At 53.9% G+C, this 22,771-nt stretch carries 26 protein-coding genes; 24 read left to right on the top strand and 2 right to left on the bottom strand.

Translation table 11 applies throughout. The features are described 5' to 3' along the window. The first annotated feature begins 36 nt into the window (after positions 1 to 36). The 15 genes from ACPW74_RS15775 to ACPW74_RS15705 all read left to right on the top strand — a co-directional run bounded on the left by ACPW74_RS15775 (position 37) and on the right by ACPW74_RS15705 (position 8,282). On the top strand, positions 37 to 387 hold the full coding sequence (locus tag ACPW74_RS15775; RefSeq protein WP_199428734.1) for a type II toxin-antitoxin system RelE/ParE family toxin: 351 nt from the start codon (positions 37 to 39) through the stop codon (positions 385 to 387). Continuing rightward, on the top strand, positions 387 to 689 hold the full coding sequence (locus ACPW74_RS15770) for a helix-turn-helix domain-containing protein (protein ID WP_319915690.1): 303 nt from the start codon (positions 387 to 389) through the stop codon (positions 687 to 689). Before ACPW74_RS15775 ends, ACPW74_RS15770 begins: the two co-directional genes overlap by 1 nt. A 178-nt stretch (positions 690 to 867) precedes the next feature. After that, on the top strand, positions 868 to 1,869 hold the full coding sequence (locus ACPW74_RS15765) for a YqaJ viral recombinase family protein (protein ID WP_128313512.1): 1,002 nt from the start codon (positions 868 to 870) through the stop codon (positions 1,867 to 1,869). Next, on the top strand, positions 1,866 to 2,804 hold the full coding sequence (locus ACPW74_RS15760; protein ID WP_128313511.1) for a hypothetical protein: 939 nt from the start codon (positions 1,866 to 1,868) through the stop codon (positions 2,802 to 2,804). The genes ACPW74_RS15765 and ACPW74_RS15760 overlap by 4 nt, the downstream gene beginning before the upstream one ends. A 211-nt stretch (positions 2,805 to 3,015) precedes the next feature. Further along, positions 3,016 to 3,576, top strand: a complete 561-nt coding sequence (locus ACPW74_RS15755) for a lecithin retinol acyltransferase family protein (RefSeq protein ID WP_128313510.1) — start codon at positions 3,016 to 3,018, stop codon at positions 3,574 to 3,576. Between the two features lie 37 nt (positions 3,577 to 3,613). Then, a complete protein-coding gene (locus tag ACPW74_RS15750) occupies positions 3,614 to 4,039 on the top strand; it encodes a DUF2787 family protein (RefSeq protein ID WP_319915691.1) in 426 nt (141 codons plus the stop codon). A 10-nt stretch (positions 4,040 to 4,049) separates the two neighbouring features. After that, entirely contained in the window at positions 4,050 to 4,478 is a 429-nt protein-coding gene (locus ACPW74_RS15745; RefSeq protein WP_113069888.1) for a hypothetical protein, read from the top strand. Beyond that, entirely contained in the window at positions 4,453 to 4,755 is a 303-nt protein-coding gene (locus tag ACPW74_RS15740; protein ID WP_319915692.1) for a hypothetical protein, read from the top strand. The genes ACPW74_RS15745 and ACPW74_RS15740 overlap by 26 nt, the downstream gene beginning before the upstream one ends. Positions 4,756 to 4,843: 88 nt before the next feature. Beyond that, positions 4,844 to 5,347 carry a RadC family protein gene (gene radC, locus ACPW74_RS15735; RefSeq protein ID WP_319915693.1) on the top strand — a complete coding sequence of 168 codons (504 nt, stop codon included), beginning with the start codon at positions 4,844 to 4,846 and terminating at the stop codon, positions 5,345 to 5,347. A gap of 220 nt (positions 5,348 to 5,567) precedes the next feature. Next, a complete protein-coding gene (locus ACPW74_RS15730; protein WP_227263401.1) occupies positions 5,568 to 6,062 on the top strand; it encodes a hypothetical protein in 495 nt (164 codons plus the stop codon). A gap of 45 nt (positions 6,063 to 6,107) precedes the next feature. Continuing rightward, positions 6,108 to 6,470 carry a hypothetical protein gene (locus ACPW74_RS15725; protein WP_408791977.1) on the top strand — a complete coding sequence of 121 codons (363 nt, stop codon included), beginning with the start codon at positions 6,108 to 6,110 and terminating at the stop codon, positions 6,468 to 6,470. Positions 6,471 to 6,549: 79 nt separating this feature from the next. Continuing rightward, positions 6,550 to 7,092 (top strand): hypothetical protein, encoded by a 543-nt coding sequence (locus tag ACPW74_RS15720; protein ID WP_227263403.1) that lies wholly within the window; start codon positions 6,550 to 6,552, stop codon positions 7,090 to 7,092. 1 nt (position 7,093) lies between these two features. Next, positions 7,094 to 7,450 carry a hypothetical protein gene (locus ACPW74_RS15715; protein ID WP_227263404.1) on the top strand — a complete coding sequence of 119 codons (357 nt, stop codon included), beginning with the start codon at positions 7,094 to 7,096 and terminating at the stop codon, positions 7,448 to 7,450. Between the two features lie 83 nt (positions 7,451 to 7,533). Continuing rightward, positions 7,534 to 7,848, top strand: a complete 315-nt coding sequence (locus ACPW74_RS15710; RefSeq protein WP_227263405.1) for a hypothetical protein — start codon at positions 7,534 to 7,536, stop codon at positions 7,846 to 7,848. 2 nt (positions 7,849 to 7,850) lie between these two features. Continuing rightward, complete coding sequence (locus tag ACPW74_RS15705) at positions 7,851 to 8,282, top strand: type IV toxin-antitoxin system YeeU family antitoxin (protein WP_408791974.1); 432 nt, start codon at positions 7,851 to 7,853, stop codon at positions 8,280 to 8,282. On the opposite strand, the gene ACPW74_RS15700 is transcribed toward ACPW74_RS15705, so the two are convergent. Next, positions 8,279 to 9,553 carry an IS4-like element ISApu2 family transposase gene (locus tag ACPW74_RS15700; protein WP_011191341.1) on the bottom strand — a complete coding sequence of 425 codons (1,275 nt, stop codon included), beginning with the start codon at positions 9,551 to 9,553 and terminating at the stop codon, positions 8,279 to 8,281. The two genes, ACPW74_RS15705 and ACPW74_RS15700, sit on opposite strands and share 4 nt — an antisense overlap. A 156-nt stretch (positions 9,554 to 9,709) precedes the next feature. Here ACPW74_RS15700 and ACPW74_RS15695 point away from each other — a divergent pair, with 156 nt between their 5' ends. The 7 genes from ACPW74_RS15695 (at position 9,710) to ACPW74_RS15665 (ending at position 17,660) form a co-directional block, all read left to right on the top strand. Next, the gene (locus ACPW74_RS15695) at positions 9,710 to 10,081 is read left to right on the top strand and encodes a hypothetical protein (RefSeq protein WP_004099020.1); all 372 of its coding nucleotides are present in this window, start codon (positions 9,710 to 9,712) and stop codon (positions 10,079 to 10,081) included. A gap of 317 nt (positions 10,082 to 10,398) precedes the next feature. Continuing rightward, positions 10,399 to 11,667, top strand: a complete 1,269-nt coding sequence (locus ACPW74_RS15690) for an IS4-like element ISApu1 family transposase (protein WP_011191342.1) — start codon at positions 10,399 to 10,401, stop codon at positions 11,665 to 11,667. A gap of 233 nt (positions 11,668 to 11,900) precedes the next feature. Further along, positions 11,901 to 12,128: a CopG family transcriptional regulator gene (locus ACPW74_RS15685; RefSeq protein WP_080938208.1), complete on the top strand. Its 228-nt coding sequence runs from the start codon at positions 11,901 to 11,903 to the stop codon at positions 12,126 to 12,128. Then, on the top strand, positions 12,125 to 14,980 hold the full coding sequence (locus tag ACPW74_RS15680; RefSeq protein WP_408791970.1) for an SNF2-related protein: 2,856 nt from the start codon (positions 12,125 to 12,127) through the stop codon (positions 14,978 to 14,980). Before ACPW74_RS15685 ends, ACPW74_RS15680 begins: the two co-directional genes overlap by 4 nt. Next, positions 14,977 to 16,068, top strand: a complete 1,092-nt coding sequence (locus ACPW74_RS15675; protein ID WP_200164138.1) for an AAA family ATPase — start codon at positions 14,977 to 14,979, stop codon at positions 16,066 to 16,068. The genes ACPW74_RS15680 and ACPW74_RS15675 overlap by 4 nt, the downstream gene beginning before the upstream one ends. After that, on the top strand, positions 16,065 to 16,709 hold the full coding sequence (locus ACPW74_RS15670; protein WP_408791967.1) for a DUF4276 family protein: 645 nt from the start codon (positions 16,065 to 16,067) through the stop codon (positions 16,707 to 16,709). The genes ACPW74_RS15675 and ACPW74_RS15670 overlap by 4 nt, the downstream gene beginning before the upstream one ends. Before the next feature lie 18 nt (positions 16,710 to 16,727). Next, a complete protein-coding gene (locus ACPW74_RS15665) occupies positions 16,728 to 17,660 on the top strand; it encodes a site-specific DNA-methyltransferase (protein WP_425858323.1) in 933 nt (310 codons plus the stop codon). A 20-nt stretch (positions 17,661 to 17,680) separates the two neighbouring features. Here ACPW74_RS15665 and ACPW74_RS15660 read toward each other — a convergent pair. Then, positions 17,681 to 18,885 (bottom strand): IS3 family transposase gene (locus tag ACPW74_RS15660; RefSeq protein ID WP_117027705.1). Its coding sequence is split into 2 segments (ribosomal slippage): positions 17,681 to 18,567 and positions 18,567 to 18,885, totalling 1,206 coding nucleotides; the frame shifts between segments, so codons are not numbered across the junction. A 95-nt stretch (positions 18,886 to 18,980) separates the two neighbouring features. On the opposite strand from ACPW74_RS15660, the gene ACPW74_RS15655 reads away from it, so the two are divergent. Both ACPW74_RS15655 and ACPW74_RS15650 read left to right on the top strand, forming a co-directional pair. Continuing rightward, a complete protein-coding gene (locus tag ACPW74_RS15655) occupies positions 18,981 to 19,703 on the top strand; it encodes a DNA methyltransferase (RefSeq protein WP_425859212.1) in 723 nt (240 codons plus the stop codon). Between the two features lie 9 nt (positions 19,704 to 19,712). After that, positions 19,713 to 22,565, top strand: a complete 2,853-nt coding sequence (locus ACPW74_RS15650; RefSeq protein ID WP_408791963.1) for a DEAD/DEAH box helicase — start codon at positions 19,713 to 19,715, stop codon at positions 22,563 to 22,565. The last annotated feature ends 206 nt before the right edge of the window (positions 22,566 to 22,771 follow it).

Here is a 22,771-nt window from a genome sequence, read left to right as displayed (position 1 = left end):
ATCTAGAATATAAACTAAAGATTATATTGGTGCGCTATGTGGACAGTAAAAACGACTGAGCTGTTTGATGCTTGGTTTGATGTGCAAGATGACGCGACACAGGAGAAAGTCTTGGCTGGGCTACTCGCCTTGGCGCAGGGTGGCCCATCGGTAGGACGTCCCCTGGTCGATACCATCAAGGGCTCGCGTTTTACGAACTTGAAAGAGTTGAGGGTGCAGCATCAGGGGGAGCCGCTACGTGCATTCTTCGCCTTTGATTCGTTGCGACAAGCCATAGTGCTGTGTGCTGGCAACAAGGGCGGGAACGAGAAGCGATTTTACAAAGAGATGCTGCCGTTGGCTGAGGCGCAGTACGCTAGGCATCTGGCTGAGTTGGAGGAAAAGTAATGGGAAGAACACTAGACGATTTGCTGGCCTCCCGTTCAGAAGAGAGTCAGCAGCGCATCCAGGAAATGGCTAACGAGCTGTTGCTGGAGGTGCGTATACAGGCGTTACGCGAAGAGCTGGAGGTGTCGCAGGTTGAGTTGGCCAAGGCACTCGGTGTCAGTCAGCCTGCCGTCGTGGCGATGGAGCAACGTGGCAGTGATATCAAGCTATCCACCATGAAACGCTATGTCGAAGCCATGGGCGGCAAGCTGCGTGTGGATGTCGAGTTGCCAACCGGACGACACATCGGATTCAACGTCTGACGCCGTTGCGACGACCCGATAACAGGCATCTACCAATGTAGATCGCTCTTCAACACCCCTATCCTGAGGCTGCATTTGCAGCCTCTTTTTCATTCCATCAGATAGCAAAAATCCCCTTACCCGGACTGGTATAAGCCAATCCGGGCGGGAATGTTTATGCCGCCGACAAGGAGCAATGATGAAAGCAAAAGCCAAATACGGTCAGGCCATTCGTTTAGCCTCCACCACCGACCTCTCTCGCGAACAGTGGTTGGCGATCCGCAAGCTGGGGCTCGGCTCGTCCGATGCCGCCGTGGCGGTGGGCCTCTCGCCCTATAAGTGCCCGCTGTCGCTGTGGCTGGAGAAAACCGGGCGCAAGGAGCCGGAAGATATCTCCCACAAAGAAGCTGTGTTGTGGGGTATCGAGCTCGAACCGGTCTTGGCACAGGTCTACGCCAAGCGCACTGGTTATCGGGTGCGTCGGGTCAATGCGGTACTCCAGCACCCGGAGCATCTGTTTATGCTCGCCAATCTCGACCGGGAGGTGGTGGGCCACCCCGACGGCCCCGGCATCCTCGAAATCAAAACCGCCAGCTATCACAGTGCGCCGCAATGGGAGGAAGGCGTGCCGGTCGCCTACCAGTGTCAGGTACTGCATCAGCTGGCCGTCACCGGTCATGCCTGGGCGGAAGTGGCGGTGCTCATCGGGGGTCAGGATTTTCGGATTTACCGCATCGAGCGCGACGAGGAGAAGATCCGGGATCTCACCGAACGAGAAGCGCAGTTCTGGCATCAGGTCACGAGTGACCAGCAACCCGATCCCGATGGCTCGGAAGATGCAGGCTCGGCGCTAGCCTGGCTATTTCCCCGCGATGACGGGGAAACCGTCGATCTCTCCGATTCGCCCGAGTTCAACCAGCTGTTCGGGGAGTTGCTGCATCTGCGTGAGCACAAGGAGGAAGTGGAGCTACGCGAATCGCAGATCAAGCAGCGGCTACAGGCCACGTTGGGCGAGGCCACTGCGGGACTCTTTGCCGACGGCAAGATCACCTGGAAACGCAGCAAGGATCGGCTGGCGCCCGATCTGGACCGGCTCGGTCAGGATCATCCCGACCTGCTCAGCCACTACGTCAAACCGGTGCCCGGCTCACGCCGATTCACCATTCAGGCAGTTCACACTGCCAGGAGACACACACCATGATCAAAGGACTAGCGATTACCCCGCCCGTGATCGGGCGGATCTGTATCGGTAGGCTGGTACAGAAAGAGGGGAAATGGGTGCCGGAGAAGGATGACAGTTTCACCCTCACCACCCAGGTCCAGCAGAAGGGGGGATGGTTGCTCCATCCCTTGCATCAGCAGTTCGCTCAAGGGCATGAGCAGGCCAAGATCCGCGCCATTCCGGTGCGGGTGCTGTTCAATGACAGCGATTTGAACCTGCGAGCAGAGTACAGCGCCTTTGACCGCCAAACTGGCAGACCGCTCTGTGTCGGCAATGGAGAGATGGCAAAACGGGTGGGGGCACAAGAGATGGAGGAGGTCAGTTGCCCCGGTCCGGAGCGCTGCCCTTACGGCCAGCAGCAGGGCTGCAAGCTGTACGGACGACTGAACCTGTTTGTGGAGGGACAGGGGGATGAACTCGGCAGCTTTATCTTTCGCACCACCGGCTACAACTCGGTGCGTACCCTGGCGGCACGGCTCAAGTACTTCGAGGCGGTGAGCGGTGGCCTGACCCGCTACCTGCCGCTGACCTTACGGCTGCGGGCCAAGAGCACCACCCAGTCCTACCGTACCCCGGTCTACTACGTGGATTTGACCCTGCGCGATGAACTGACCCTGACCGAGGCAGTCTGTCAGGCACGGCAGGAAGCGTTGCTGGATGATGAGGCTGGGCTGACGATTAGCGAGATGGAAGCCGTCGCACGGGCGCTACTGCGCAATGGTCAGTTCGAGGAAGTGGATGAAGAGGTGCCAATGCTGCTTGAGGAGTTTTACCCCCAGATGGAGGAAGGGGAACATTCGACTGCCGAACCAGCACCGCAAACAGTGGCCCAGCCACGGGGAACGCGAGCACGGGCATCTCCGTTAACCAACAAACTAGGTAAAGGCGCCACACCGGCACCCGGTGCGCCCTAACTCAGGATTTGGCTAGGCGCTCGACCAGCCGCTCAAACGTCTCCAGCAGCAATGCCCGGTCGGCACTGTCCAGCCGGGCGAGTTTCTGCCCCAAGACGATACCCTACTCAGTTGGCTGTGGGCGGGTCTCACACATCTTTTCACACCGACTCCAGGGCACCCACGAGGTGCCCTGTTGCGTTTATATGGCTAACCACAAGGAGTTAAGTTTATGTCTCGATTCACCCCAGGCGATCATCTGGTGACCGCTCGCCTCGGTTATACCCACCACGGCCTCTATGTCGGGGGCGACCTCGTTATCCACTACCAGGGGCCTAATCACGGCATACCCGGTGAGATAGTGATGACTTCTCTGGATGCGTTTTCCGATGGTAAGCCGGTCTGGTGCAAATTTTGCCCTGTCAGGCGGTATGACCGAACAGCGAGCCTCAAACGTGCCCGTACACGGCTGGGCGAGCATCGATACGATGTGTTGTTCAGTAACTGTGAACACTTCGTGATGTGGTGCATCCACGGTATCCACCACTCGACACAGGTTAGTCAGGTAGCAACGGCGGTGGCGAAAGCGGCCCTTCGTACTCCACAGACTACTATCATTCCCCCAGCTATGACTGTGTTGAGCCGCGAGCGCACAACGTCTGATTACATAACGCTCGCCACCTCTGCTATCACCCTGACCACCCTCGCGACATCGCCAAGCTGGGTCCCCCTGGCAACCGGCGCATTAGCCGTTCACGCAGTCAGCCGCCTCTGGTCCTGGCTCACCGACTGAGCCACTGCCTACCCTCGCACAACAAGGAGCACAACCTATGACTATTCCCTTCTACCGGGACGGCTTTGCCCTGCCCGTCACCCCCGCCCTGCTGGCTCTGCTCAGTCAGGAAGCCGAACGAACCGATCTCGATCTGGGGCGCTGCACCCAGCTGACCTTCAACTTCCGTAACCCCGGTTACAGCGCCGAGCAAGGCGGCGTACATCCTGTCGAGCTGCGGCTTATTCGGGGATTGCACGGCTGGGTCTTCGATTACATCACCGACTTCAGTTATCAGGGGCTCGGCCAGGATGCAGAGCTCGGCAAAGAGCTCGACTTCAACCTCTCCTGTGATGAGCACTATCTGCAGGGCTGGGGACCACTGCCCAGCGTGGAAGCGCGGGAACTGTTTGCCCTGTGGCAGAGCAATTTTATCGCCTATGGTCAGCTGGGGTATTTCACCGTCATCGTGAGTGGGGATTAGGAGGTGTGTGATGACTAACGAACTGCCGCTGTCCCACTACTCGCGCCAGTGGTTGGGACTGCTCGCGGCCAAAGCCGAGCTGCAGCCGACTCGCCAGGGCGAGCGCTGGTTGCTGCACCTAACTCCTGGTAGCCCAAACGCCCGCACCGTCACCCTGCATCTACGTTGGTCTGGCGTGCAGTGGCAACTGCTCTCCCTCACCAATGCCGAGGACTTGCGCACCATGAGTCAGCCCGTGGATGAGATCTGCATTGACCCCAAGCGCCGCTGTTTCTGGCGCTGCCAGGCAGGGCCCGTCCCGCTTTCTGAGCAGCCCCGCGTGCTGGGGAGCTTTCTGAGCGACCTGCAGCGTACCTGTATCCATCATGGCTATTGCGTGGAGAGTGACCCCTTACCCCAAGAGGGCGCGAAAGATGCCAAAACAACCGATAGCCGTTGAGCTTGAAGCAATTAATCGAGAGGGGGAAACGCAGGTGGTGCGTGACAGTGGCCTGGCCGTGCAGGGCTACAGCGTCTATCTGCGGGCGTTAGAGGCCAGTGGGTTGGCGCTGGCCACCTGCGTAGCGGATTACGACACCATCGGCCCCGCTTACGAACTGGCAGAGCGATTAAGCCTGGCACTGGTCATTTCGTTCACCGTACTGGTCCCCGAATCGCTGAGGCCGGTGCAGCGTGAACCCACAGCCAGGGTAGGAGCTATCACGACCGCCAACTGAACGACCCTCAAGATGAACCAACAACCTCTCTGCATTTAGCCCCGGTATGCCTCGCGCTGCCGGGGTTTTTTATTTTCAGGAGACCACTATGCGTTACCACAAACTCAAAGCCGGGGAATGCCCCGGCACTTATGTCGTCACCGAGCCGGTGACCGAGCAAGACTTGCTGCGTATCGCCAACCAAATTGCCCGCAAGCGTCTGGCCAAAGGGACCGCCATCACCAGTACCACGGAGGCCGCCGAACGGCTGCAAACCCTACTACAGGAGCGAGAGCACGAAGTGTTTGGCGCACTGTTCCTCGACTCCCAACACCGCGTACTGGCCTTTGAGGAGCTGTTTCGCGGCACCCTGGGCAGCGCCAGCATTTATCCACGGGAAGTGGTCAAGCGGGCCCTGATGCTCAACTGTGGGGCCATCATCGTGGTCCACAATCACCCCAGCGGCGACCCGGAGCCGAGCCACTCAGACCGGGTCTTTACCCAAGCCCTCAAAGAGGCCTTGGCCCTGGTCGATGTCCGGTTGCTCGACCACCTTGTTGTCGGCGCTGAGGGCGTGGTATCGCTGGCTGAACGGGGGATGCTTGTCGGATAGCGCCTGGCAAGAGCACGATACGGGCCTCGGTCTGCGCCTTGTGCTGCGCCGTCGTCCGTACCACGAAAAGCCGTTACCTCTAAACCGAGTTCATTCAACTCAACCCTTCTGTGCCTCAACCCGGATCATCAGTCACAACCAGCATGATCCCGATAATCCATCGCGCTCAACAGGGTCACCTCACCAAAGGTGGCCTTTTGCATTTCAAGGAGTCATCCCCATGTCTGCCTTCATGATTGACCGCCAGGATTACCTGACCTTTGCCGTGCAGTTGCACCGCTTTTGCAATGCCTCGCTGCCACCGCACTACACCCTGGAGCTACTGCGCACCCTCTGGTGGAACTCACCAATGGAGGTCACCAGTACCTGGACGTGGCGGGTAGACCGGTTGGTGCGGCTGATGATGCTCGCCAACCGTCGGGCGGTCTGGCATCGCTATCAGCTGGGGCGTCAGGAACCACGTCAGCACCGCGCTACCAAGCTGAGCCCGTTTAAACCAGCCCACCGTTATCACCAGGCACCGCTCACCGATGCAGAGCTGGTGGCCCTCTACAAATTCACCTGCTGCGCCCTGTACCAATCGAGCGAATGGACCGGGGGCCCTGAGCAGGCACCTCGGCTTGTGACGGTGCTACAGCAGTTGCAACAGGCTCTCGCACAAGACGTGCTGACCCGGCTGTCACTGTGGGAGCAAGCCCCCTGGGGAGAGATGTGATGGCCAGAACCGTCACTTACTCCCTTCTTCATCAGGAGCAATACCATGATCGAATTTAACGACAGCTTTAGCCAGGCCGCCGTGGCAGAGGCCATATGTGCTCACTCCGGGCTTGCCAAGCTCATCAGTCAGCAATTGATGCTGCCGGGCTTTGCCTATGCCCACGATGTGGAGGGGCAGCGTATTGGTGGCCCGCTGGTGGCCCCCAACCCTGCGCTGCACAAAACCTCGCTCTTTGTCAGCCCCCGCGATATGCGCGAGCACCTGCCACGAGAGATTAACTTCGCCCGCTTTCGCTGCGCCTGTAATGCAGCGGGTCAGCCGGTTGGTGAGTGGCAACGGGTAATAGTCGGGGCCTACGTCAACCACGGTAGTAATGACAAGCCGGATTGGAGTAGTCACACCTGAGCCACGGCCACCAGCACACACAAGACCTCTAACAGCCCCTCACACCGAGGGGCTGTTTGCATTTGAAGGAAACCCTACCATGCATGACTTACGTGATTACAAGACCCTGGCCGCTATGCAGATAACCGCCGCTATTGGTCAGCTCAACCACAACACCGCCCCGAAGATAATGGCCCATCTGGCATTGCGGGCCAGGCAGCCGCAATCGCTCGGTAATGGCCGTAGCAGAGCCAAGGCGCTCAAGCTGCTGCGCCGGGTCAAGAAAGCCCACAAGGTAGGGCGCATCCCGTTCGAGCTCACCGTAACGGGCTGCCGCATCGACCGAGGGTGCCATCAGGCAGACCGCTACTACTACGACCGCATGCTACTGGCCCAAGGCTGGCAGCAGTACGACACCGAAGAAGACGCGTGGTATTTCGGCATCTGGATTAACACCGAGAAGCTGGAGACCTATACCTACGCCGAAGGGGATACCTGCCATGTGATTGCGCCAAACGTTGAGGCGTTTCGCTCTGAATTGGCGCGGCTATACCAGTACCACCCACAAGCCCCGGCCTTTATCAGCATCGACCCGGAGGCGGGCGCTGTGACCCACCACTTTGAACGCAAGCCGGAGGTGTGAAATGGCCAAGCACATCACCATCAAGGTGCCAGGCAAACACCCGCAAACCGGCGAGCTCACGACCTTCGAGCTCAAGGGCCAGCGCATCGATATCGACATCGGCGGGCAGGCCGTGGCGTTTCTGATCCACGGGAGGGGCATTGGGACCTCGCTCACCCACATCTCGAGCGGCTATCGCATCGCGCTGCTCGGCGGATGGCTGACCGCTCGTTACGCCATACCGGAGAATAAGCCCAGCAGAATGGCCTGCGCTCAGATGGCCATAGATCGATTGGTAGCCCAGTACGGCTCGCTACACCTGCTGGACAGACTCAATTGCAAGCCGGTTATCAATGAGACGGCTGACTGCGCCCGTTGACGCCCAACCGTCCCGCTTATCCACAAACAGCATAAAGGGCCAGCCCTCTCAGGCTGGCCCTTGGCATCATTGGAGTAACCGACATGACCCGTCTTATCACCGGGCTCGAGGTGCATCGCTATGCCCCCGAGCTCAACAAACTGCATCTGCGAAACCGGCAGACGTTACCCGCTCCCGGCATCACCGCCATCAAAGAGGCCAAAGCACGCCTGTTTAGCCGATGGCAGCCAGGGCATCAGGTGACCATCACCGTGAGCCATCCCGACTACGTCAATCTCTCCCGGCTTTATCGAGGGAGGCTAGTAAACCTGAGCGAACTCCCAGAGCACCTGACCAGACTGCGCCAGCGCCACAATGTGCCTGGCACTATCATCCACACCCAGTTGAGGTATCGCTAATTATGACCACGAGCCATTCCGCATACCCTGCAGCCCACAATTCAGAGTTACAAGTTCCCGCACAAGCCTCCTGCATCAGCTGGGGCCTGCCGCGTGATATCTCACCACGCTTTGGCGCTCGTCTGATACAAAGTCACTACCGGCTCGATTTTCTATCCGATCGGGCCAGTCTGATAGGTGACTGGAGTGAGGTGCTAATAGCCAAGCTCGACCAGGCTTTCCCGGAGATCATCAAAGCTCTAGAAGCCAAGCTGCTGACCGGCGAACTGGATGCCCAACGCCAGCACTGCATCACTATCCAGCACGGCGGCTTTACTTGCGAAGCCGATACCCTGGGTAGTCACGGCTATGTCTATATCTGTATTTACTCTGCGGAGAGCATGGAGGCGACCCCTGATGTCAGGGATAGTCAGAGCTCATGTACAGAACCTTAAGCGGCAAGCGAATTAATAATACCGTCTAACGTGTTGTTTTGCTTGGATTTTCTCTGCCTACTCTTTTTGCCGTTTTTGGATAAATACACCATTGCCCACTCCAACTTCTCTGTTATTTCCTGCCACGCACCATGGATGATGCTCGCCAATATCGGCATTAACCAAAGCGCGCTGTTTTTGGCAATCTTCAGCATCGATAACTCCGCGCTGCCAATCAGCGTCAGCGCCAGCCGACGTTTGACCAGCAAGGCCAGCAAACTAGCCCAGATCAAGCCTTCCGCTATCGCTTTTTGTCGTGTCGCGAACGCCTTCAACCGGTTATGTGATTTCAGCTCTTTGAACAACAGTTCGATCTGCCAACGGCAACGATACAATGCCATCACCTTCTCGGCTGGCCATCGCTCACGCGGAAGATTGGTCATCCATATACAGAACCGTTTTTCCTCTGCAAACCAACGTCTTATGAGTCGATATTTATACTTTCCCGAACTCACATCCAGATCCAGAACCTCGGCTCTGCAGCTTCTCCGATCGATATCCTTGAGCTTTTTTCCGAGTAACTTGGGCATTTCCCTGCCGTCCTGTCGGTAAGCTGCCTGTACTTTGGGATTGAGATTTTGACTCCCTCTGACCAGATAGCTTCCTTTGGCTTTGGTCACATCAGCAAAGTACTCGCGGCTGATGTAACCGGCATCCGCCAATAACAGTTTGTTATTTAACGAATTTGCGGCCGGAAGATGCTTGCGCTCCGATTCGGTATCCGCCGTGATACTCATCGATATCGGCGACTGGTCCAGCAAGGACATGGTCATATGACACTCTACCGCAGCGGGGCTGTGCTTATTGAATCGGCCCGGGAAATGTTCTGCCAATTGCGGATGTAACGCGAATGACGACCCGTCCTGCAGCAGTACCTGCTCAAAGCCTGCCAGTCCGTGGGCGTCCGGTAGACACTCCTTGAGGCGTAAGGCGATGGCTCGTTCAACCAGTGCGCGCATGAACAAGGGAAAACCCTGCTTGCGTAACTGGTTGTGAAAGGGTTTATACGCTATTTGGTCAGTATCATGGAGCTGCAACGCATTGAAATGGCGATGCAAACCAGCAATACCATCCACCTTGTCGCAACCAAGCCCTGAGAGCAGAGCCGGGAGTAGTCTCGCAGGCTGGATATCCCGGAGTCGCTGACAAAAACCGGTAAATTTACCGATCCGGTTGAGTTCAGAAGAGCTAAGAAGTTGCTTGAGGTACTGGGTTGCATTGATAATAGTCATGGCTTCGGGCGTGTCGGTTTTTTTTTGCGATTAAATCAGATCACAAACGAAGCCTTTTTTCTATCTATTTCAATTGGTTGTAGCTAAAGATCCTGTACATGACAGGTCACTGCAGCGGCCAAACTGTTGCCACATCTCAGTTCAGGAGGAAACGCAATGACTCAGGAAAGGATCCAGACCCGCTACCCACTCGGCGGCCCCTTCGCCACCCAGGCTGAGCTGGAGCAGGCCATCACCCAGGCCATAACGACCCACAGACAAGATTTCTTCCCTCTGCTGGAACGGCTGGTGGACGTGGGGGACACCCGGGTCAACCTCAGTCAGGAGAACCCGCTGCGGGTGCTCAGCATCGAACTCGCTGACGGCCGTGAAGGAGTGGCCCATATCAACTACGAGTCCAACTTCGCCGAGAGCTGCCTGATTATCAACGAATACGACCAGCACCAGACCAGCCTGGCCTTTCGCCTCGACGGGGATGCACTTATCTTCGACGTCGAACTGCCGATCGCGTGGAATTTCAATAACTGAAGATTCAGCGGTGTAATGCCGCCTGGTTGCTACACCCGGTCAGCCAGCTCCCCTCACCCTAACCCTCTCCCAAAGGGAGAGGGGATCAGCCCGTGCCAACCTCCAGCCGTGGTAGTCACTCCATACTCTGCTGTTATTTCAGGCGCCTGTAATCTTCCCCATATGGCTGTCATCTGAATAGCAATATCCAGCATATAGCCACCATAACCCTCACTCATGTACAGGATCTTTAGCGGCAACCAATTGAAATAGATATAAAAAAGGCTTCGTTTGTGATCTGATTTTATCGCCAAACAAAATCAACACGCGCGAAGCCTATGACTATTATCAACGCTAATTACTATCTGGAGCAACTCTTGGCTCCCGCCGCACTCGAGCGCATTGCTCGGCTCTGCAAGTTTTGTCTGCGTCAGCGTGCCATTACCCCAGCCATGCTCGTACCTGCACTGCTGCGGGCCATGGGAGGCGACCAGGTCAATGACATTGCCGGTTTACACCGCCATTTCAATGCCTTGCAACTGGTAAACACCCATCAGGTTTCTTACAAACCGTTTCACAATCAGCTGCGCAAAGAGAGCTTTGCCCTGTTTATGAAAGCCCTGGTCGAGCGGGCCATCGCCTTGCGTATCGACCATCAACTCAAAGCAGCCTCCCTCGGCGCGTTCAAGCAGGTGTTACTGCACGATGGCACCTCCTTTGCGGTGCATCGGCGCCTTGCTGCTGATTTTCCCGGCCGGTTCAAGACCATCAGTCCGGCAGCTATCGAGTGCCATATGACCATGTCACTGTCGGAGCAGAGCCCGTTGTGCATGAGTGTGTCTGCCGATACCGCAGGGGAACGGCAATTTCTGCCTGAAGCCCACACGCTGACCAACTGCCTGCTGCTGGCTGACGCAGGTTACATTGACAGGGCTTGGTTTGAGCAGGTGAACGACGCTGGCGGATTTTATCTGGTGCGCGGCACGAAAAGCCTGAACCCCAAGATAATCCAAGCCTGGCGCGGTGATGGACGGGAAGTACCCAAGCTGGCGGGACTATCTCTGAGAGAGGCCGGACGGCGACGCTGTCGGGCCGAGGTACTGGATATGGTGGTGAAGTCCGGCCAGGTCGAGTACCGGTTGATCCGGCGCTGGTTTGCTGAGGAAAAGCGGTTCTGTCTGTGGATGACGAACCTACCGCGAGCAGCATGGTCAGCAGAGCAGGTGATGAGCCTGTATCGCTGCCGTTGGCAGGTGGAGTTGTTATTTAAAGAGTGGAAATCGCACAACCGGCTCAAGGGGTTTGTGACGGGCGAGAAAGCGATTGCCGAGGGGTTGGTGTGGACGAGCCTGCTGTCGCTGGTGATGAAGAGACGGGTCGCGCAGAGTGTGATGAGTGGGGCGCTATCGATGCTGAAAGCGTCGAAGAACAGTGCGACGTGGTGGCTACCGCTATTGGAAGCAGTGGCCCATAGGGCGCTGACAGAAATAAGGGAAAGATTGGAATGGGCTGCCGATTATTTGGCCAAGAACGCCTGCCGAACCAAGCAGAGAAAGTCGATACAGAACAGGACCTTGGAAGGCGTTTTAAATGGACTCGCCGCTTAAGGTCCTGTACATGAGTCAGAGCTAACTCTGATATCAGCACGATTGTAAATCGTTGGGAAGGTCAACTCGTGACCTTCCCGTAACGCCTGGGCGCAACTCCGCATAGCTCTTGGTTGTGTCTCAATTGGGTTCTTTCGGGATGATGATTGGCTACACTTCAGCCAATTTTATCGATAAAGATCATGGAGTTGTTATCTGGAGTGTCATTCAGAGTGACACCGTGATGTAATGTGATGCATCTCGCATCACTCTGTGACTTAGGCGCTATGAAATCCGTTAGAACGACCGTCTCTTTATCTCATTCACAGCTCGAGTCCTTGCAACGGATAGCTGAAAGCAATGAGGTGTCCATCTCATGGCTTATTCGCCAAGCTGTAGGGGATTTTCTGGCAGTTCATAACGAGGAGGATTTCCACCCCCTCAAGCGCAAAACTGCACAGCAAGAAGGCAATCAGGAATGACATTCTATTCACCACATCAACAGGCTTGGCTTGCCCATTACATGACCCTTGAGGGAAAGGCGGAAGAATCGTTAACCAAAACGATGGCCGGGGCTAAGGTGGACATGAACCCGCATCAGATTGAGGCGGCGATGTTTGCCTTGGCATCCCCCTTGTCTAATGGCGTTATTCTGGCCGATGAGGTTGGATTGGGGAAAACGATCGAGGCCAGCTTGGTTTTGGCGCAGAAATGGGCTGAGCGTCGGCGAAAGTTGCTTTTGATCGCTCCTGCCACTTTGCGCAAACAATGGAGCCAGGAGCTTGAAGAGAAGTTTTCGCTCCCCTCTTTCATCATGGAGGCCAAGTCCTTCAATGAGGCAAAAAAGGCAGGAATAGCCAATCCGTTTGATATGGAAAGTGCCTTTGGCCAGCCTGCAATCTGTATATGTTCCTACGAGTTTGCTGCTCGGAAATCATTGGAACTCCAACGAGTTCCTTGGGATCTAGTGGTCATGGATGAAGCGCATAAGTTGCGCAATATCTATAAAAATGATGGGGCCAAAACAGCCAAGGTGCTTGATAACGCTTTAATGGGCATCAAAAAGGTCCTGCTTTCTGCCACCCCATTACAGAACAGCATGCTGGAGTTGTATGGGCTTGTATCCGTCATAGACCCGTACTTTTTTGGCGATTTACCTTCGTTTAAGGCTCGATATGGTCGGCAGCAACTTGAGCAGGTTGAATTGGCTATGCTGCGAACTCGATTGAGCAAGGTTTGTAATCGCACTCTCAGACGTCAGGTCCAAGAAGAGGGCGGGATCAGCTTTACTCGCCGTTATTCCATGACTGAAGACTATCGACCGTCAGCGCAAGAAGAGCAATTGTACAGGCAGGTATCCGAGTACCTGCAACGTGAAGATCTGCTGGCAATCAAAAGCGGCGCTAGGCATCTGGTGACGCTGGTTATTCGTAAAATTTTGGCGTCCTCTTCACATGCAATTCAAGGTACTTTACAGACCATGATTGCACGGCTGGAACAAAAGCTGCCCCTGCTTGATGCCTTGGAGGATTATGAGAATTTTTCTGACCTTCAGGATGAAGAAGGGATTGGTGACGAGGAGCTGATCGACCCGCAAGCCCTGCAGGCCGAAATTGATCTACTTAAGGATTTTCAAGGCCTTGCCAGTAGTATTTCGAACAATGCCAAAGCTGATGCGCTTGTTCGTGTTCTCGAACGTGCATTTGAGAAAACGGCTGAGCTAGGTGGATCACGCAAGGCGGTGATTTTTACCGAATCGGTTCGGACGCAAACATGGTTGGCAGAGATGTTAGCCACCCAGGGCTATGATGGCCAAATCGTGATGCTGAATGGTAGTAACAGTGATTCTGTGTCGAAACAGATTTATCGGGACTGGCTTGAACGTCATCGAGGTTCAAGCCGTGTCTCTGGCTCCAAAACAGCAGACATGAAAGCCGCTCTGGTTGAGAAATTCCGCGATGATGCCACCTTGATGATCTGTACCGAAGCCGGTGCGGAAGGTATCAACCTGCAGTTCTGCTCTTTGCTGATCAATTACGACTTGCCATGGAATCCACAGCGGGTAGAGCAGCGCATTGGCCGCGTTCACCGCTATGGCCAGAAAAATGACGTGGTCGTGGTCAATTTCATCAACAAGGGTAACCGCGCCGATGAGCGCGTATTTGAACTGCTTAGCCAGAAATTCCAACTCTTCGAGGGCGTCTTTGGTGCCTCGGATGAAGTGCTGGGCTCTATCGAATCCGGTGTCGATATTGAGCGCCGGATCCATGATATCTACCAGCGTTGTCGCAGTGATGCGCAAATTGAGTCTGAATTTAATGCTTTGCAAGAAGAACTCAAGGAGCATCTGGAAGCCAAAAATAGCGACACTCGGCGCTCACTCTTCGAACACTTCGATGCAGATGTCGTCCGCCGCCTTAACCTTCGTCGCGGCAAGACAACAGCGGAATTGACGGCTTATCAGCAAAAGATGTTGTTGCTGGCACGTATGACCTTACAGGGGAATGGTGACTTTAGTGAGTCTATGGATGGTTTTGTCTGGCTAGGGAACAAGTACAATCTGAACTGGCAGAATGCAGAAATTGGGGAAGGTGAGTTTTTCCGCCCCCACGATGGTCTGGGTGCTGCATTGATCGAGCAAGCCAAGACCGCTCAATTGCCACCTGTTGCACTCCAGTTTGTTTATGAACGCTCGCCGGAGCAAGGGCAATGGGTTGATGTGAAGGGGCAGATAGGTAATAGCGGTTTGCTCAAAGTCATCAAGGTGAGCATTGAGTCAGAGGCGCAGCGACGTGAACAATTGCTGCTGCTAGCCACTAACCATCATGGCGAGCAGTTACATGCCGAGACGGTCGAACGGCTGTTACAACTCCCGTTAGCACAAGCTCCACTCGTCATTCCAGAGCCCGATGTATCAGCCCTGTTAGACCTGCAGCAAACACTGCTGGGGGATTTCCTGCGTGAGGTGGAACGGGATAACGAAACCTACTATGGCGAGGAAGTAGATAAGCTGGAACGCTGGTCAGAAGACAAACGCATTGCTCTGGACCTGCGTATCAAACAGCTGGACCAGGAGATCAAAGAAGCACGCAAGGCATCCCGGCAGCTGACCTCCTTACAGGAGAAGATGGAGGCCAAGAGAGCCCTTAAGCAGTTAGAGAGAGAACGAGACAACGCCATGCTGCATTATTACGAAGAGAAGAAACTGATTGAGCAGGAGGAGGATCGCCTGTTGGAGGAGGTTGAGGCACGCCTGGCTACCGAAACCCGCGTAACTGAGCTCTTTGCGGTAACATGGCAGATCGTAGCTAATGAATGTGAGGCTGCAGCATGAAGGATGTGACCAGTAGTGACCAGTTGAGCCGCATAGTGATTGATGGCTATAAATCGATTGCTCATTGTGACCTTAAAATGGGCAGTTTGAATGTACTAATTGGTGCCAATGGCGCCGGTAAATCAAACTTCATCGGATTCTTTAGATTAATTGCCACCCTGCTTGATCACCGTTTGCAATCATTGGTTGGCAAGGCGGGTGGACCTGATGCCTTGTTACATTTTGGTCGCAAACAAAGTGAAACGCTTAAAGGAGAGCTGTTTTTCGGCAACAATGGCTACAAGTTTGCACTGGAAGCCACCAACGATAACCGCATGATGTTTCAACGCGAGGCTTTATGGTGGAACATGAGCGGTGATAAAGGCGTTACATCTGGGCACTTTGAATCACAAGCAGATCAGCATAAAACCGGTATTAAACAATATACCTTGCCAATTATGCGCCGCTGGCGTGTCTACCACTTCCATGACACCAGCGAAAGTGCCAAGGTCAAGCAGATCCACCGTATCAACGATAATGATTATCTGCGTGAGGATGGATCTAATCTGGCAGCCTTTTTGTTCCGGGTACAAAAAAATCACCCTAGCCACTACAAGCGGATAATACGTACCATCCGCATGGTTGCGCCCTATTTTGGTGACTTTTACCTACGCGCCACGCCAGATAACCAAGACAGCATTCAGCTTGAATGGACTGAGAAAGATCACGATATCCCCTTCAAAGCCAGTGAGCTGTCGGATGGCACGCTGCGCTTTATTCTGTTGGCGACAGTGTTGTTACAACCAGAAGAGTTTATGCCCAGCGCCATCATCGTAGATGAACCCGAGCTGGGGTTGCACCCTTATGCGATCAACGTATTGGCGGAATTGATAAAGAGTGCAAGTCATGAGCATCAGCTGATTATTTCGACACAGTCTGTCGAGCTCGTTAACCAGTTCGATGCCGAGGATTTGATTGTGGTAGATAAACAAGGCGGCTCCTCAACCTTCAAACGCTTGGAGACTGCTTCATTAAGCGAATGGTTAGAAGATTACAGTCTCGGTGATTTGTGGAAGAAAAACCTGTTGGGTGGGAGACCACAATCATGAGTCGAGTATTGGTCTTCGTAGAAGGGCAGACTGAAGAAACATTTGTACGCGATCTGCTAGTGCCCTATTTTGCTCCACTTGGCATTTATCTCACCCCCATCCTGGCACAGACCAGTCCGGGTCATAAGGGCGGGATTGTCAGCTATGGCAAGGTAAAACATCAAGTCACCCGCTTGTGTCGACAAGATCACGGGGCTTATGTTACCACCTTGATCGACTACTACGGTTTGCCCACTGACTTTCCTGACAGCGATAACCAAGCACAGGATGCCCATCAACGCGTGTTGCAGATAGAGCAGGCGCTACAACAGGATATCGATGAGCCCAACTTTGTTCCTAATCTGCTACTGCATGAGTTCGAGGCCTTACTGTTCAGTGCGCCGGAAAAGTTTGCCGAATGGCTAGATGATCAGAGTCTGCTTGCACCGATGGCCGTGATCCGCGCCGAGTTTGCAACGCCGGAGCATATCAACAACAACCCACAAACCGCACCGTCAAAACGGATCCTGGCATTAGTACCAAGCTATAAAAAGACCGTTGATGGTCCTTTGATTGCTGAAGATATTGGGCTGGACGCCATTCGTGCCCAGTGCCCACATTTTAATAACTGGATTGATCGCCTGTTGGCGCTGCCTCGCTGATAATGACTGGAAAAAAACATGACAACATCTAAGCAAAAACTGGAACTCACCTGGATTGGCAAGGATAAACGTCCTCGCCTTGAGCCGCGTATTTTCCTCGAAGATAAGAGCCTCTCTTATCAGTTCTCACCAACCGCTGCAGATAGAGACAATGCAGCCAATACTGCTTTTAATGATAATCTGTTAATTCATGGCGATAATTTGTTGGCTCTTAAGTCGTTGGAGCAACAATATGCAGGAAAGGTGAAGTGTATCTTTATCGATCCACCATATAACACCGGTAGTGCATTTACCCATTATGATGATGGTCTTGAACACTCAATGTGGCTCTCTTTGATGAGAGATCGCCTAGAGTTGTTGCGGACACTAATGACATCCGATGGGTCAATATGGATTGCAATAGATGACAATGAATCCCATTACCTGAAAGTTCTCTGCGATGAGGTTTTCGGAAGAGGGAATTTCATTGGTAATGTTGTATGGCAGAAGAGAACATCTCCTGACAATCGGCTACGTCTTGGTAACGCTCAAGATCATATTTTAGTTTATGGTTTAAGCCCTGACACCCATAAACTTTTCAATCAGTTGGATATTAGCGAGGCAAGAAGGAGCGCATTTAAAAACCCTGATAACGATCCTAGAGGGCCTTGGGCTTCAACGGATTGTACTGCTCAAGCCGGTCATGCTACAGCTAGTCAGTTTTACACGCTAACTACACCAGGGGGGAGAGTGATCGAGTTACCTCAAGACCTGTGTTGGCGTTATACAAAAAAACGTATGGAAGAGGAGATTTCAGAGGGTAGGATTTGGTTTGGCAAAGACGGTAAAGGTGTTCCACGGAAAAAAACGTATCTTTCAGAAGTAGAAGGCCAAAACGCTTGGTCATGGTGGACGAACGCCGAAGTAGGACATAATCAAGAGGCAAAAAAGGAAATGGATTTGACCCCATAGATCCAGACACTTTTTCCCGCTTAGGGTTGTGATACCCGACTGCGCAGAAATTCCCGAGGTGAACGGTATCCCAAGGCGCTGTGCGGGTGGTGTTCGTTATAATGCTCAAACGCGATGGCCAAATTGCCTACCGCTGTTCGGCTATCTGGTTTCGGCATCATCTCGATATAGTCTCGCTTCATCGTCTTCACGAAGCTCTCCGCTATACCGTTGCTCTGTGGGCTTCTCACCGCCGTCGTTCTGGGCTCCAACCCGATTTCTCGTGCAAACGCGCGGGTCTCATGGGCTCGATACGCCGAGCCATTATCAGTCAGCCACTCCACCGGTGATGCCGGCAACGCATCCCCGAAGCGTCGTTCGACAGATCTCAGCATGACATCTTGCACCGTGTCACTGTCGTAACCCCCGGTGCTGGCAGCCCAGTCCAACGCCTCCCTATCGCAGCAGTCCATGGCGAACGTGACTCGTAGTTTTTCACCGTTATCGCAGCGAAACTCGAAGCCATCCGAGCACCAACGTCGATTGCTCTCTTTGACGGCAACACGCCCCTTATGTGCCTGCTGGGCCAATGGTGCAGCCGGTTTTCTTTCCAGCAGCAGGCCATGCTCTCTCATGACGCGATATACCCGTTTGGCGTTTACTACAGGCTGTCTTGTTGCCTCTGACTGACGCCGTAACAGCGCCCAGACCCGGCGATAGCCATAGGAGGGAAGTTCTGCCATCGCCTCCATGATACGGCCAAGTAAGGCTGCATCATCACGCTGGCGATGATGACGACCATCTTGCCAACCTGGTTTGCGATGAACACGAACGGATAGCTGCGCACGCGATACATTAAGGGCCTGGCTCACAGCACTTAATCGTCGTCCCCCGGCAACAAGGGCGCATGCGCAATCCATTTTTTTGCTCGACCATACTCCACGGCTTCTTTGAGGATCTCGTTCTCCATGGTCTTCTTCCCGAGCAGACGCTGGAGCTCTCGGATCTGCTTGATGGCAGCAGCCAACTCGGAGGCTGGAACAACATCCTCACCGGCGGTGATCGCCGTGAGAGAGCCTTCCTGGAATTGTTTACGCCATTTGAAAAGCTGGTTGGCGTTGACGTCGTGCAAGCGAGCGACATGAGATACGGTCATTCCGGGCTCAAAGGTCTGCTGCACGATGGAGATCTTTTCCTGCGGAGTCCGGCGTCGACGGCGCTCAGCCCCTGTTAACACTTCGACCATTTTCTCGTTGCGACTAGTACTGAACATAGTTCCAAGACTACCTCTTAAATTAAGAGGGGCGAAGTGTCTGGATCTTCAAGGGGCCAATCTAGGAAATTAAAACGATATTTCAAGGGGTCGATACTTTTGATACACCTAAGCCTGAAAGGTTGATTCAACGTGTTATTCGGATTGCAACTAATCCAGGCGATCTTGTTCTTGATTCATTTGCTGGTTCAGGAACAACTGGCGCAGTCGCTCATAAAATGGGCCGTCGCTGGATCATGGTTGAGCTGGGCGAACACTGCCACACCCATATCGTTCCGCGTCTGAAGAAGGTGATTGATGGGGAGGATCAAGGAGGCATTTCCAAGGCTGTTAACTGGCAAGGTGGCGGTGGCTTCCGTTATCTTCGCTTGGCCCCTTCTTTGCTGAAAAAGGATGACTGGGGCAACTGGGTGATCAACAAGGAATATAACGCCGAGATGCTGGCCGAGGCCATGTGTAAGCATATGGGCTTTACCTATGCGCCGAGCCAGACCCAGTTCTGGAACCATGGTTACAGCACCGAGACCGACCATATCTACGTGACCACCGGCTCGCTGGCCTATGACCAACTCAAGCGCATCAGTGAAGAGGTGGGGAGTGACCGAACCCTGCTGATCTGCTGCAAGGCGTTTATGGCGGAAGGTGCCGACTTCCCGAATTTGACGTTGAAGAAGATCCCCAAAGTGATTCTAAACAAATGCGAGTGGGATCATGACGACTACAGCTTCACCCTCAATGTGCTGCCGGAAGAGCAGGACGAAGAGTGGGCCGATGACGACAGCGAAGAATAAGGAAAGACAATGAGCAACGGGACCACTATCGCCAAACAAATCGGAGCGCGTCTCTCCCTGCGCAAGCCGCAGAGTGAATCGCTCGCGATCCTCTGCCGCTTGTTAGAACAGCTGAAGCTGGAGAAAGAGCCTGATTTACAGTGCTGGATTGATCTCCTTAAAACCGAGAAGCTGCCATTCAAGAGTTTTGAGCGAGACTTCCCTTCGCTCTGCTTTGCTCTGGCAACCGGTGTTGGTAAGACCCGCCTGATGGGAGCCATGATTGCATGGCTCTATCTGACCGGGCGTAGCCACCATTTCTTTGTCTTGGCCCCGAACCTGACAATCTATGAAAAGCTCAAGCAGGATTTCCTGCCCGGTTCACCCAAGTATGTGTTTCAGGGTATCCCCGAACTGGCCCAAACTCCGCCGGTATTGATCACCGGTGATGACTATCAGGAGGGGCGTGGCGTTCGCCTGGATCAGGTTCAAACAATGAGTGCCACGGGTGATATGTTTGCACTCGAGACAGCGCCGCATATCAACATTTTTAATGTCTCCAAGATCAATGCCCTGGATAACAAGAAGGGGGCAGAGAAGTCCAAGCAGGCAAAAATACGCCGCCTTCAGGAGTATATTGGCGACTCCTACTTCAACTACCTGGCCGACCTGCCTGACTTGGTGGTCTTGATGGATGAGGCTCACCGCTACTATGCCGATTCTGGGGCAACGGCAATCAATGACCTCAAGCCGGTGCTGGGTATCGAGTTGACGGCAACCCCGAAAACCACTGGGGCTAAGCCAAGGGATTTCAAGAACATTGTCTATCACTATCCGCTTGCCCGAGCGCTTAATGATGGTTACATCAAGACCCCGGCAGTGGCGACTCGCAAAGATTTTAAAGCCAGCAGTTACAGCGAGCTGCAGCTTGAAACCATCAAGCTGGAAGATGGTATTCACCATCATGAATACGTCAAGACTGAGCTGGCCAGCTACGCCAATAATACCGGTAGGCCACTGGTTAAACCCTTTATGTTGGTGGTCGCGCAAGATACCATCCACGCCGAAGCCATCAAGGCCCGTATAGAAGACAGCGAGTTTTTCCAGGGTGCCTATAAGGGTAAGGTGATTACCGTCCATTCCAACCAAACAGGCCAGGAATCTGACGAAAACACCCAGCGCCTGTTAGCAGTTGAGCATGACAAGAACACCGAGATCGTCATCCACGTTAACAAGCTCAAAGAAGGCTGGGATGTCACCAACCTCTACACCATCGTGCCGCTGCGTGCGTCTGCTTCCGAGATCCTGACCGAGCAGACGATTGGCCGGGGCTTGCGTCTGCCCTATGGGAAACGAACAGGGATCGAGGCAGTGGATCGCTTGACGATCATTGCCCATGACCGGTTTCAAGAGATCATTGACCGTTCCAACCAAGAAGACTCTATCATCAAGAAAACACTCTTCATCGGTGCCGATGATGACGATGACGGGATCCCGGAACATAAGCCCAATCAAGTGATCGTGCCATCGCAGGCCGATACGCTACTGGGACTAACTCCTACTGATGGCCAGGGCCATCAAGTCAAGGAGGGCTTTGCTCCACCATACCAGGGCAACAGTATACACACGGGTAATCCTCCACCGGTTCTCGCAACTGAGGCTCAGCGGCAAGTTGCCGAGATCACTGTCAGGATCATCAGCGATGAAGCCAAGCGTCTTGGAAGCAGCAAAGAGTTGATGACACCTGAAGTGCTACAAAGCGTTACCCGCAAGGTTCAGCAGGTAATGAAGGAGATATCACCACCTATCTCCAGCCCAGCCATTCAACCAGAGCTGACCGGTATGTCTTCCCCTGCTCCAATTGCTCCGCGTGAGTTGGATGAGAAGAGTATTGCGAAGTTAGTTGGCCAGATTTCTGAAAAAGTAGCAGAACACACTATCGACATTCCCCAGATAGTGATCCTGCCGACCCGTGATGTGAACTATGGTTTTGCAGAGTTTGAGTTGGGTCGGTTAGACAGCATTGCGATGCGGCCAAGTAGTCAGGAGATTCTGCTGCAAAATCTGCAGGACAACAGCTCCAGCACCATCAGTTGGGCGCAAAGCGGCATGTCAGAGGAGCGGCTGGAAAACTACCTGGTTCATTATCTCTTCGATCATGACGAAATTGACTATGACGAGCATGCGGGATTGCTTTACCGCCTTGCAGGGCAAATGGTTGCGCATTTGCAAACCTACCTGAATGATGAAGAGGTAGAGGTTCTGCTCAAAACGCAGGGACGGCAACTGGCAGACTTTATCTGGGTGCAGATGAAACAGCATATGTGGACGACACCAACCGATTACGTTGGCCACGTTACTAAAGGGTTTGATGTATTACGCCCAGCCACCTTCAACTATGCCCATAACGAACAGCCTCGTGACTTCCGCTCTCCCATCCAGGCAGGAGAGAAGAGTAGGGTTCGCCAGATGCTGTTCACAGGCTTTAGCAAATGCTGTTATCCGTACCAAAAGTTTGATTCTGTCGATGGTGAGTGGCGCCTGGCGCAGATCCTCGAAGGGGATGCAAGCGTGCTTAAGTGGATGAAGCCTGCCCACGGGCAGTTCCGGATCGAGTATGCCAATGGGCAGAACTATGAGCCTGATTTCGTGGTGGAGACTAAAGACGCCTGTTTGTTGATCGAGCCCAAAAAGGCAACCGAGGTATCAACCCCAGATGTGCAAGCGAAAGCTCGGGCTGCGGTTCGCTGGTGCAAGTACGCTAACGACTATGCAAGCCAGCATTCTGGCAAGCAATGGCGTTACTTACTGATCCCCCATGACGATATCGAGTTGGGTCGGAGCATTGCGGGTTTGATGCAAGAGCATGAGATGACGAGTTAACCGAGGCTCGTACAGCTAAACAGAAACAACAGCAGAGGGCTTTTTAGCCCTCTGCTGTTCTATGGAGTGGCCAAAAAATCAGGAGGACTGGAGGCTGTGGCTCAAAGACAGTAATCAGTACGACCTTAAAGGGGGGGTGGGGCAACATAGATGCCTAGCTCTACATATGTGGGTTCAAATGTGGGTTCAAAACTAAAAAAGCACTT

This window comes from Aeromonas sp. INTO2 (genome assembly GCF_049860605.1).
Lineage (GTDB): Bacteria > Pseudomonadota > Gammaproteobacteria > Enterobacterales > Aeromonadaceae > Aeromonas > Aeromonas caviae.
This window is presented reverse-complemented; position numbering and strand designations above follow the sequence as displayed.

What these genes read in the sequence shown, in the direction of transcription:
- ACPW74_RS15745 (WP_113069888.1), top strand. Translation starts at nt 4,050, where the DNA reads ATGACTAACGAACTGCCGCTGTCCCACTACTCGCGCCAGTGGTTGGGA.
- ACPW74_RS15685 (WP_080938208.1), top strand. Translation starts at nt 11,901, where the DNA reads ATGCATCTCGCATCACTCTGTGACTTAGGCGCTATGAAATCCGTTAGA.
- ACPW74_RS15730 (WP_227263401.1), top strand. Translation starts at nt 5,568, where the DNA reads ATGTCTGCCTTCATGATTGACCGCCAGGATTACCTGACCTTTGCCGTG.
- ACPW74_RS15695 (WP_004099020.1), top strand. Translation starts at nt 9,710, where the DNA reads ATGACTCAGGAAAGGATCCAGACCCGCTACCCACTCGGCGGCCCCTTC.
- ACPW74_RS15765 (WP_128313512.1), top strand. Translation starts at nt 868, where the DNA reads ATGAAAGCAAAAGCCAAATACGGTCAGGCCATTCGTTTAGCCTCCACC.
- ACPW74_RS15650 (WP_408791963.1), top strand. Translation starts at nt 19,713, where the DNA reads ATGAGCAACGGGACCACTATCGCCAAACAAATCGGAGCGCGTCTCTCC.
- ACPW74_RS15755 (WP_128313510.1), top strand. Translation starts at nt 3,016, where the DNA reads ATGTCTCGATTCACCCCAGGCGATCATCTGGTGACCGCTCGCCTCGGT.
- ACPW74_RS15675 (WP_200164138.1), top strand. Translation starts at nt 14,977, where the DNA reads ATGAAGGATGTGACCAGTAGTGACCAGTTGAGCCGCATAGTGATTGAT.
- ACPW74_RS15740 (WP_319915692.1), top strand. Translation starts at nt 4,453, where the DNA reads ATGCCAAAACAACCGATAGCCGTTGAGCTTGAAGCAATTAATCGAGAG.
- ACPW74_RS15775 (WP_199428734.1), top strand. Translation starts at nt 37, where the DNA reads ATGTGGACAGTAAAAACGACTGAGCTGTTTGATGCTTGGTTTGATGTG.
- ACPW74_RS15710 (WP_227263405.1), top strand. Translation starts at nt 7,534, where the DNA reads ATGACCCGTCTTATCACCGGGCTCGAGGTGCATCGCTATGCCCCCGAG.
- ACPW74_RS15720 (WP_227263403.1), top strand. Translation starts at nt 6,550, where the DNA reads ATGCATGACTTACGTGATTACAAGACCCTGGCCGCTATGCAGATAACC.
- ACPW74_RS15715 (WP_227263404.1), top strand. Translation starts at nt 7,094, where the DNA reads ATGGCCAAGCACATCACCATCAAGGTGCCAGGCAAACACCCGCAAACC.
- ACPW74_RS15750 (WP_319915691.1), top strand. Translation starts at nt 3,614, where the DNA reads ATGACTATTCCCTTCTACCGGGACGGCTTTGCCCTGCCCGTCACCCCC.
- ACPW74_RS15700 (WP_011191341.1), bottom strand. Translation starts at nt 9,553, where the DNA reads ATGACTATTATCAATGCAACCCAGTACCTCAAGCAACTTCTTAGCTCT.
- radC (WP_319915693.1), top strand. Translation starts at nt 4,844, where the DNA reads ATGCGTTACCACAAACTCAAAGCCGGGGAATGCCCCGGCACTTATGTC.
- ACPW74_RS15690 (WP_011191342.1), top strand. Translation starts at nt 10,399, where the DNA reads ATGACTATTATCAACGCTAATTACTATCTGGAGCAACTCTTGGCTCCC.
- ACPW74_RS15705 (WP_408791974.1), top strand. Translation starts at nt 7,851, where the DNA reads ATGACCACGAGCCATTCCGCATACCCTGCAGCCCACAATTCAGAGTTA.
- ACPW74_RS15670 (WP_408791967.1), top strand. Translation starts at nt 16,065, where the DNA reads ATGAGTCGAGTATTGGTCTTCGTAGAAGGGCAGACTGAAGAAACATTT.
- ACPW74_RS15665 (WP_425858323.1), top strand. Translation starts at nt 16,728, where the DNA reads ATGACAACATCTAAGCAAAAACTGGAACTCACCTGGATTGGCAAGGAT.
- ACPW74_RS15725 (WP_408791977.1), top strand. Translation starts at nt 6,108, where the DNA reads ATGATCGAATTTAACGACAGCTTTAGCCAGGCCGCCGTGGCAGAGGCC.
- ACPW74_RS15760 (WP_128313511.1), top strand. Translation starts at nt 1,866, where the DNA reads ATGATCAAAGGACTAGCGATTACCCCGCCCGTGATCGGGCGGATCTGT.
- ACPW74_RS15680 (WP_408791970.1), top strand. Translation starts at nt 12,125, where the DNA reads ATGACATTCTATTCACCACATCAACAGGCTTGGCTTGCCCATTACATG.
- ACPW74_RS15770 (WP_319915690.1), top strand. Translation starts at nt 387, where the DNA reads ATGGGAAGAACACTAGACGATTTGCTGGCCTCCCGTTCAGAAGAGAGT.